Source organism: Candidatus Margulisiibacteriota bacterium (genome assembly GCA_031268855.1).
GTDB lineage: Bacteria > Margulisbacteria > Termititenacia > Termititenacales > Termititenacaceae > Termititenax.
The window spans coordinates 1-9,252 of sequence record JAIRWS010000113.1 but is presented as its reverse complement, the minus strand read 5'-3'; the positions used below and the strand labels follow the sequence as shown (position 1 = coordinate 9,252).

General features: G+C 51.7%; 10 protein-coding genes. 2 read left to right on the top strand and 8 right to left on the bottom strand.

Annotation, left to right across the window (positions count from 1 at the left end):
- Window positions 1-759 (bottom strand): DUF4116 domain-containing protein (locus LBJ25_06690; GenBank protein ID MDR1453641.1); only part of this gene is annotated, 759 nt, incomplete at its 3' end.
- 165 nt (window positions 760-924) lie between these two features.
- Here LBJ25_06690 and groES point away from each other — a divergent pair.
- Complete coding sequence (gene groES, locus LBJ25_06685) at window positions 925-1,218, top strand: co-chaperone GroES (GenBank protein MDR1453640.1); 294 nt, start codon at window positions 925-927, stop codon at window positions 1,216-1,218.
- A gap of 74 nt (window positions 1,219-1,292) precedes the next feature.
- The gene (gene groL / locus LBJ25_06680) at window positions 1,293-2,969 is read left to right on the top strand and encodes a chaperonin GroEL (GenBank protein MDR1453639.1); all 1,677 of its coding nucleotides are present in this window, start codon (window positions 1,293-1,295) and stop codon (window positions 2,967-2,969) included.
- A 169-nt stretch (window positions 2,970-3,138) separates the two neighbouring features.
- Here groL and LBJ25_06675 read toward each other — a convergent pair whose 3' ends face one another.
- The 7 genes from LBJ25_06675 to LBJ25_06645 all read right to left on the bottom strand — a co-directional run.
- Window positions 3,139-3,939 carry a hypothetical protein gene (locus tag LBJ25_06675; protein ID MDR1453638.1) on the bottom strand — a complete coding sequence of 267 codons (801 nt, stop codon included), beginning with the start codon at window positions 3,937-3,939 and terminating at the stop codon, window positions 3,139-3,141.
- Between the two features lie 6 nt (window positions 3,940-3,945).
- Window positions 3,946-4,323: a response regulator gene (locus tag LBJ25_06670; protein ID MDR1453637.1), complete on the bottom strand. Its 378-nt coding sequence runs from the start codon at window positions 4,321-4,323 to the stop codon at window positions 3,946-3,948.
- A gap of 64 nt (window positions 4,324-4,387) precedes the next feature.
- On the bottom strand, window positions 4,388-5,176 hold the full coding sequence (panB, locus tag LBJ25_06665; GenBank protein ID MDR1453636.1) for a 3-methyl-2-oxobutanoate hydroxymethyltransferase: 789 nt from the start codon (window positions 5,174-5,176) through the stop codon (window positions 4,388-4,390).
- Between the two features lie 2 nt (window positions 5,177-5,178).
- Window positions 5,179-5,991, bottom strand: a complete 813-nt coding sequence (gene cdaA / locus LBJ25_06660) for a diadenylate cyclase CdaA (GenBank protein ID MDR1453635.1) — start codon at window positions 5,989-5,991, stop codon at window positions 5,179-5,181.
- The gene (lysA, locus tag LBJ25_06655; protein MDR1453634.1) at window positions 5,991-7,301 is read right to left on the bottom strand and encodes a diaminopimelate decarboxylase; all 1,311 of its coding nucleotides are present in this window, start codon (window positions 7,299-7,301) and stop codon (window positions 5,991-5,993) included. The genes cdaA and lysA overlap by 1 nt, the downstream gene beginning before the upstream one ends.
- A gap of 9 nt (window positions 7,302-7,310) precedes the next feature.
- Window positions 7,311-8,870, bottom strand: coding sequence for a citramalate synthase (gene cimA / locus LBJ25_06650; GenBank protein MDR1453633.1), 1,560 nt, complete (start codon window positions 8,868-8,870; stop codon window positions 7,311-7,313).
- Between the two features lie 211 nt (window positions 8,871-9,081).
- Window positions 9,082-9,252 (bottom strand): DUF1016 domain-containing protein (locus LBJ25_06645; protein MDR1453632.1); only part of this gene is annotated, 171 nt, incomplete at its 5' end.

The window sequence follows — 9,252 nt, the reverse complement described above, 5'->3', positions numbered from 1 at the left end:
GCTATCATCAGCAAATTCCAGCGCGCGCCAAGATTGTTTAGCCACGTCCAGCATAAACTTCCCGTCTTTTTTCAGACTGACATCGGCGTAGGTAAGCGCATGCCAGTTTTGTTTAGCCGCGTCCAGCATAAATTCTCTGTCTTTTTTCAGGCTGTCATCGGCAAATTCCAGTGCGCGCCAAAATTGTTTAGCCACGTCCAGCATAAACTTCCAGTCTTTTTTCAGACTATTATCGGCATATGTAGGCGCGTGCCAGTTTTGTTTGGCCGCGTCCAGCATAAATTCTCTGTCTTTTTTCAGGCTATCATCGGCAAATTCCAGTGCGCGCCAAGATTGTTTAGCCACGTCCAGCATAAACTTCCCGTCTTTTTTCAGACTATTATCGGCATAGGTAGGCGCGCGCCAGTATTGTTTGGTTGCGTCAAGTATAAATTCTTTGTCTTTTTTCAGGCTGTCATCGGCAAATTCCAGCGCACGCCAGTATTGTTTGGCCGCGTCCAGCATAAATTTTCTGTCTTTTTTCAGACTGACATCGGCATAGGCAAGCACGGGCCAGTATTGTTTGGCCACATCCAGCATAAATTCTTTGTCTTTTTTCAGGCTGGCGTTAACGTATGAAAACACGAGTGCGAATCCATCTCGTTCAGCTACGGCCAGGACAAAATCTGTATTTTTCCACAGAGCGGATTTGACTTGGCGGTAATTGATAGTCCCTACTTTAAGTTTGGAAAGTGTGTCCGCAATAATTTTAGTTTGCATAGCATAGCTCCTTAAATCTTTTTCTAGAATATTATCGTAACTATTTTGTAACCGTTGCGAATTTTTGGGCTGCGCCTGCGGCGGCTGTTAGCACTCTGCCCTTGACAGTGATAAAAGCGTCTGCTAGACTACCCGCCGGAAATCAAAAAAAACAAGGAGGAAAAAATGGCAGTCAAGTTAAAACCATTGCATGACAAAATTGTCATAGAAAAACCCGAGGAGGAAAAAGCTACGAAGTCCGGCATTATTCTGCCGGATAACGCCAAGGAAAAACCGCAGACCGGCAAGGTCATCGCGGTCGGCAGCGGCAAAGCGCTGGACAACGGCACGAAAACCCCGCTGGAGATCAAGGTCGGCGACACCGTGTATTATTCCAAATACAGCGGCACGGAGATCAAGATCGCGGAAAAAGAATACATTATTATCGCTGAGAGCGACGTTCTGGCGATAGTTGCTTAACCTGTATGTACAATGTACATACAATGTGTATGCAGGGCGCGCAGTCTAAATTTTAAAAGAAAAGGAGCGAAAAAATGGCAAAACAGTTAGTTTACGGAGATGAGGTATGGCGCAAACTCGAGTCCGGCGTGGACAAAGTGGCCAACGCGGTCAAGATCACGATCGGCCCGCGCGGGCACAATGTGGCTCTGGAGAAAAAATTTGGTTCGCCGACGATCACCAATGACGGCGTGACTATCGCCAAAGAGATCGAGCTGGAAGACCCCTTTGAAAATATGGGCGCGCAGCTGATCGTCGAAGTGGCTTCCAAAGCCAACGACATTGCCGGCGACGGCACGACCACCGCGACTATCCTTGGTCAGGCGATTTTCCGGAACGGCCTCAAAAATGTAGTGTCCGGCGCCAACGCCATGCTGGTCAAGAGAGGCATCAGCAAGGCTGTGGAAAATGTTGTGGACAACCTCAAAAAAGACAGCAAAAAAGTGGACAGCAAAGACGAGATCACGCAGGTGGCGACGATTTCCGCCAATAACGACGCTTCGATCGGCGGCATCATCGCCGACGCGATGGAAAAAGTCGGCAAAGAAGGCGTGATCACTGTCGAGGAATCCAAGGGCATCGAGACCACGCTGGAAGTTGTCGAGGGTATGCAGTTCGACAAAGGCTATGTTTCCGCATACATGGTGACAGACCGCGATACGATGTCAGCCAATTTGGAAAACCCGCTGGTGCTGATCACCGACAAGAAAATTTCTAGTATCAAGGATATTCTGCCGCTGCTGGAAAAAACCATGCAGTCCGGCCGGCCGCTGCTGGTTATCGCCGAGGATGTGGACGGCGAAGCGCTGACCACGCTGGTGCTGAACAAACTGCGCGGCACGCTCAATGTCACCGCGGTCAAGGCGCCGGGTTTCGGCGACCGCCGTAAAGCCATGCTGGAAGACATTGCGATCCTGACCGGCGGCGAGTACATCACCGAGGAAAAAGGTCTCACGCTGGAAAAAGTGGAGATCGCGGATCTCGGCTCGGCCAAGACCATCAAGATCAGCAAAGATGACACGACTATCGTCGAGGGCGCCGGCAAGAAACAAGCGATCAAAGATCGTATCGCGCAGATCAGGCAGGAGATCGAAAATACGGACAGCTCCTATGACAAAGAAAAATTGCAGGAGCGTCTGGCCAAGCTCTCCGGCGGCGTGGCGGTGATTTACGCCGGCGCGGCCACTGAAACCGAGCTGAAAGAAAAGAAGCACCGCATCGAAGACGCGCTATCCGCGACCCGCGCGGCTGTGGAAGAGGGTGTGGTTTGCGGCGGCGGTGTGGCTCTGGTGCGCGCTGTCCCTGCGCTGGGAAAACTGGAAAAGTCTTTGGATGGCGATGAAAAAGTCGGCGTGCAGATCGTGAAAGACGCGCTGTCTGCTCCGCTCAAACAGATCGCGGCCAACGCCGGATTTGAAGGCTCGGTTGTGGCGGATAAGATCATGAATGAAAGCGCTGAGCTGGCGGAAAAATTCAAAGTGAAAGACGCCGCGCATGTGGGTTTTGACGCGCAGACTCTGGAGTACGTCGATATGTTCAAAGCCGGCATTATTGATCCGCTCAAAGTAACCCGTTCGGCTCTGCAGAACGCTTCGTCCATCGCCAGCATGCTGCTGACTACCGGCTGTCTGGTCGCGGACAAACCGGAGAAAAAAGAAGCTCCGGCTATGCCTCCGGCTGGCATGGGCGGTATGGGGGGTATGGACTACTGAGCTTAACAAGCGGCGCGGCCGCGATGTTAAGCGCGCCTAACTTAACAAGCGCAGCGACGTTAAGCACACAAGGCCGCGTATGCGGCCGACGTGTCTGAGCTTATAAAAAAAGCCCCGGTTGCAAAACTGGGGCTTTTTATTTTAAACGCGCCGCGCTGCGGATTGTGCTTTAAAGAGAACTAGCTCTACCGTATTCGCCGTAAGACCGATAATTGCTGAAAGAAAAAACGACTTTGCCGCCGCTGCTTTCATATGGCAGATACAACTGATAGCTGCCGTTTTTAGCGCGGAAATATTTACCGGAATAATTTTGCTTAAAAACTTTGTCCAGATAGGCGTGTTCCTCCGGCGTCAGGCGGACAATGTAATTGATCTTAGAAGGGTTTTCTTGGGGGCCGTAATCTCTAAAAATCAGGTAAACCGCGCTGCCATTGATCTGGTCCGGCGTCAATAGGTGAATGCTGCTGAAATTAGCATCTACTTTTCCGATAAAGGTTAAAGTTTCCCTGACTTCTTTTTGCCATTCAGCGCTGAAATTATAACGGCTGAGGCTTTCGAGCGCGCTGGAGTATTTGCTCAGGATCGCCCGAGCGGAATTTTCCAATTCTCTTTCACGTTTTTTCGTGGTGCCGTAATCGCCGACAAACATTAAGACAATGCTGACTAGCAAAATGACCAGAAAAGAAATCAGCCACAGACGCAGCCGGGCTGGGGGGTTAGCGGCGGTCATTTTTTTGCTGGTGTTTTCCGCGATAAACGAAAGATTGAACATCACATTGAGAATGAGAGCGCCGGCCAGCAGAGCCAAAATACCGGCGATGCTGTAGCCAAAAGACTCAGACAGTGTTTCCCGAAACACCCGCAGGCCAAAAATTTCATTGATACCCGCGATCACTACCCAGTAGAACAAAGCCAGCACCGCGATCAGGCCGATAATATTAGTCAGTTTTATGATTTTTTTGTGATCCATTGAGGCTTATACCTCCACAGTTTGTCCCGCGAAAAAGTTTTTTAATTCGGTGAGCAGACTGTCCATGTGGAACGGCTTGAGAATGATTTTCTCAAAATAAACTTTGTTGTGTTCGTTGATCAGCTCGGGCATGCCGGTCAGCGCAAAAATATGCGTGTTTTTCAGCGCGGAGTTGAGGCGGATATTGCGGGCCAGCTCGATGCCATTGATCTCCGGCATGGCGATATCCAGCAGGATCAAATCCGGTTTGGCGTCTAGCACAGCTTGATAGGCTTTGGTGCTGTCGGACTCAGTCGAAACAGAATATCCCGCTGTGGCTAAAATTGCTTTGGAAAGAAATAAAATGCTTTTTTCATCGTCAACGATAAAAATTTTCTGCGCCATATTTATACCCCCTAGATTTTATTATACAGCCTGTTTTTGAAAAAATCAAAAAGGAACTCCGGTTTCAAAATGAGTGCGCGGCGTCGGGAAATTTTCCCTGCTTGACTTCGGCGATATATTTTTCGACGGCTTGAGCTGTGGTTTGAGCAAAGTCAGCGTAGCGTTTCACGAAACGCGGCGGCCTGGGATACAGGCCGAGCATGTCGTCGCAGACCAGCACCTGCCCGTCACAGTCCGCGCCCGCGCCGATGCCGATAGTCGGGATTTTCAACGCGCGCGTTATTTCCCCGGACAGTTTAGCCGGCGTCATTTCCAGAACGAGCATAAACGCGCCGGCTTTTTCCAGCAGTTTAGCGTCGGCTTTAAGTTTTTTGGCGGCGGCCGCGTCCCGTCCCTGCACTTTGTAGCCGGAGAGCGCGTGCACGCTTTGTGGCGTAAAACCCAAATGCCCGATGGCCGGTATGCCCGCGGCGGTCATACGGCGGACGGACTCCAGCGTCACCGGATCCGCGCCCTCCAGCTTGACGGCATTGGCGCCGGTCTGTTTGATTATTTGGCCGGCGTTGAGCAAAGTTTGTTCGGCGTTGACCTGGGAAGACAGAAAAGGCAGATCGACCGCCAGAAATTTATCAGGCGCGCCGCGCCGCACGGCCTGGGCGTGATAGAGCATCTCGTCGAGTGTTACGGACAGGGTATTTTCTTGGCCCTGAAAAACCGTGCCCAGAGAATCGCCGACCAGCAGCATTTCGATAGCCGTGTTATTAAAAACTGCCGCCAGCGCTGCGGAATAAACAGTCAGCATCGTGATTTTTTCTTTGTTTTTTTTGGCTTGCAATTTAGCGAGCGTTTCCATAGTTATTTGGCTGGCGGTTTTTTGCGGAAGAGGTTTTTTAAATTGCGCTGCAAGGTGGTCAATTCCCGCTGATAAATTTTGAGCAGATGGGCCTGCACGGCCTGCAAATTTAATCTGCGGCTCAGCTGGCCGTTCTCGGCAATGGAAATATGGCCGGTTTCTTCCGAGACTACGATGATCAGCGCGTCGCTGACTTCTGATAGGCCGATCGCCGCGCGGTGCCGTGTGCCGAGCGAGCCAAGATTTTTGTTTTCTGTCAAAGGCAGCATGCAGCTTGCCGCGTTGATTTTTTTATCTTGAATAATCAGCGCGCCGTCGTGGATCAGCGCTTTTTTGTGGAACAAACTGACGATGAGGTCTGCGTTGATCTCCGCTTGCAGAGAAATGCCGGTTTCCCTAAATTCACTGAGATCAATATTGCGTTCGATGACGATCAGCGCGCCGATCTTGTGTTTGGCCAGAAAATCCACGGCTTTGATGATCTGGCTGATGATATTGAGATCGGCGGTTTGCTTGGGCGTCGGCGTGAAAAAATTGCCGCCGAGTTTTTCCAGTCCCCGCCGCAGCTCCGGCTGAAAAACCACGATCAGCAGAGTGGCCAGCACCGGCGTGAACTGGCCGATCAGCCATTCGATAGTGTACAGATTGGCGATTTTGGAAATGATGAAAATGCCGATCAAGACCGCGAGACCGTTGAGCAGACGGCCGGCGCGCGAGCCGCGCAGCCAGGCCAGCGCGTAGTAAATCGCCACGCTGACCAGCGCGATGTCCAGAAGATCCAGCAGGCGGAATTGGCCGAGCAGAGCGCTAAACATCAAAGCTCCTGTCTGGCGAGCAAGTCGTCATAGGTTTCACGGCGCACGAGGATGCGGCTTTGGCCGGCGTTGACCAGCGCCATCGCCGGCCGCGGATTTTGATTGTAATTGGAGGACATGCTGTAATTGTAGGCGCCGGTGGCGTAAACGACCAGCAGATCGCCGGCGGCGGCCGGCGGCAGATAAATATCCTTGATCAGCACATCGCTGGATTCGCAAAACTTGCCGGCGATCGTCACCCTGTCGGTTTTGCGGCTGGACATTTTGCTGACAATGTCCGCGGCGTATTTTGCGTCGTACAGCATCGGCCGCGGATTGTCCGACATGCCGCCGTCCACGAATAAATATTTGCGGATATTTTGATTGTTTTTGACCGCGCCGATAGTGTAGAGCGTGACGCCAGCGCGTCCGGCTATCGAGCGCCCGGGCTCGACGATCAGTCGGGGCAGCGGCAGGCGGCGTTTTTCACAATGGTATTTTAATTCCTGGCTGATGATCCTGGCATAATCCACCACCGGCGGCGGAGTTTCTTTTTCTAAATGAGTAATGCCCAGACCACCGCCCAGATTTAAGATTTTCACTTCGAGATGATTGTTTTTTTGGATTTTTTCAGCCAGCGCGGCCATTTTTTCCACGACAAAGCTGAAAGGATTGACATCAAGAATTTGCGAACCGATATGAGTATGCAGTCCCATAAAATCAATATTGCGGCAGCGTTTGACTTCTTCGATAAAGCCGCAGACCTGTTCAATATGCACGCCAAATTTTGAATCAAAGCCGCCGGTTTTGACAAAATCGTGCGTGTGCGCCTCGATGCCGGGCTGGACGCGGATCAGAGCCGCCGCTTTTTTTTGCAAGCGTCCGGCGGCGCTTTCCAGATTTTGCAGCTCCGCGGCGTTGTCGACGACGATCAAGCCGACTCCGGCCCGCAGAGCTTCCGTTAACTCCTGCGCGGATTTGTTGTTGCCGTGAAAAATAATTTTCGACGCGTCAAACCCGGCCTTGAGCGCAATGTGCAGCTCGCCGCCGGAAACCACATCAGCGCTTAAACCTTCCCCGGCAATGATCTGGTAAATGCCGGCGACAGCCAGCGCTTTGGAAGCGTAAGCGATCACGGTATCGGGATAGTTTTCCGTAAAAGCCTGCGTGTATGCGCGGCAGTTTGTCCTCAGAGTTTCTTCATCCATGATATACAGCGGCGTGCCGTACTGCGCGGCTAGAGCGGTCAGATCGCAGCCGCCGATCTCCAGATTGTTCTGAACGCCGATACTGCTGGTCAAGGGCATATATTCATTTTTGTTGTACAACATTTTCTCCGTTTATTTTAACAGGCCGTATTCGATGCTGTCGACCAAAGCATGCCAGCTGGCCTCGATAATATCGGTGGACACACCGACCGTACCCCAGGTCCGGCGGCCGTCGCGGGATTCGATAATGACGCGCACTTTGGCTTCTGTGCCGCTGCGGCCGTCGAGTACGCGCACCTTGTAATCCGACAGCGCGATATTTTTGACCTGCGGATAGTCAGCGGACAGCGCCTTGCGCAGAGCGCGGCCAAGCGCTGACACCGGGCCGTTGCCGTCCGCGACAGTGTGGATTTCTTGTCCCTTTACTTTGATCTTAACAGTCGCTTCGACGAGCAATTCTTTTTCGTCAAATTTTTCATTGGTCACATGAAAGCTGATCAGCTCAAACAGCGGCTGATGCCGCCCCAGCGTTCGGTGCAGCAATAATTCCAGCGAGGCCTCGCCTTCTTCAAAATGGTAGCCGGCGGATTCCAGCGCCTTGATTTTTTGCACGAGCTGTCTGGTCTGCGGAGCGTCTTTTTGTAAAGCGAGGCGCAGGGTCTTGGCTTTGTACAGCAAGTTGCTGGCTCCGGAGAGTTCGGAGATCAGGACGCGCTGTTTATTGCCTACGAGTTTGGGGTCGATATGTTCGTAGGTCGCGGAGTTTTTTTGGATCGCGCTGACATGCACGCCGGCCTTGTGCGCAAAAGCGGAATGGCCGACATAGGCGGCTTGATTGGGCAGCGGCAGGTTGGCGATCTCCGCCACGCGGCGGGCCAGCGCGGCTAATTCCGCTAATTTCTGCGGCGGCAAAATCCGGCAGCCCATTTTTAGCTGCAGCGCGGGAATGATCGCGCAAAGATTGGCGTTGCCGCAGCGTTCGCCGTAGCCGTTGATCGTGCCCTGCACCTGTGTCGCGCCGGCGGCCACAGCGGCCAGAGAGCTGGCGACGGCGGTTTCCGTGTCGTTGTGCGTGTGTATGCCGAGCGGAGTTTGCAGACCGGCGCGCGCCGTGCTGACAATTTCTTGTATTTCCTGGGACAGGGTCCCGCCATTGGTGTCGCAAAGCACGAGGCGATCGGCGCCGGCGTCCTGCGCGGTCAGCAGTGTGCTCAGCGCGTATTCAGGGTTGTGTTTGTACGCGTCAAAAAAATGTTCGGCGTCAAAAAAAACTTCTTTTTTATGTTTTTTGAGAAAACGGATCGTGTCGTCAATGATTTTTAAATTTTCGGCCAGTGATATTTTCAGCGCGTCTTTGACATGCAGGTCCCAGGTTTTGCCGAAAACCGTAACGACCGGCGTACCGGCGTTCAGCAGGTTTTGCAGATTGGGATCATCTTGGGCTGACTTGCCAGCGCGGCAGGTCGAGCTGAAAGCCACGATCCTGGCCGTTTTAAGTTTTTCCTTTTTGACCAGGCGGAAATATTCGTCGGTCTTGGGATTGCTGCCCGGCCAGCCACCCTCTATATAATGAAGGCCAAACTCGTCGAGCAGACGGGTGATCTTTAGCTTGTCCTGCACGGTGAAAGAAATACCTTCGCCCTGCTCGCCGTCGCGCAATGTGCTGTCCAGTACCGTAATAGCCTTGTGCATAAAGAGATTATAAAGAAAAGGGCAGGGTCTGGCAATTTAGCGGAGTTGGCTGGTAAGTTTAATATATTTTTCTGTTTTAGCCGAACCTAGAATGCTCACATTTCCATACCAAACAAGGCGTTTGTCTATAACAGCAAATTTATTGTGTATGTATCCTCCAGTACAACGGGAATTTTATATGCTTCAAGTTGTGCAAATGGCTCTTGCTCAATTATCTACTTTCAATTAGCTCCTGTAATTCTGTCTTACTGGGCAAAACTGTTTGATATTTGCTGGCAAATATCGTTTTATTACCTTTGGGCAGAGTAATTTCCACCAATGCTTTATTCTTAGATTTACAAAGAATAATTCCGACGGTCTTGTTTTCTTCTGACAATTTAAC

Coding starts and splice junctions, on each gene's coding strand:
- cimA (MDR1453633.1), bottom strand. CDS start 8,870: ATGCACAAGGCTATTACGGTACTGGACAGCACATTGCGCGACGGCGAG.
- panB (MDR1453636.1), bottom strand. CDS start 5,176: ATGGAAACGCTCGCTAAATTGCAAGCCAAAAAAAACAAAGAAAAAATC.
- groL (MDR1453639.1), top strand. CDS start 1,293: ATGGCAAAACAGTTAGTTTACGGAGATGAGGTATGGCGCAAACTCGAG.
- LBJ25_06675 (MDR1453638.1), bottom strand. CDS start 3,939: ATGGATCACAAAAAAATCATAAAACTGACTAATATTATCGGCCTGATC.
- groES (MDR1453640.1), top strand. CDS start 925: ATGGCAGTCAAGTTAAAACCATTGCATGACAAAATTGTCATAGAAAAA.
- cdaA (MDR1453635.1), bottom strand. CDS start 5,991: ATGTTTAGCGCTCTGCTCGGCCAATTCCGCCTGCTGGATCTTCTGGAC.
- lysA (MDR1453634.1), bottom strand. CDS start 7,301: ATGTTGTACAACAAAAATGAATATATGCCCTTGACCAGCAGTATCGGC.
- LBJ25_06670 (MDR1453637.1), bottom strand. CDS start 4,323: ATGGCGCAGAAAATTTTTATCGTTGACGATGAAAAAAGCATTTTATTT.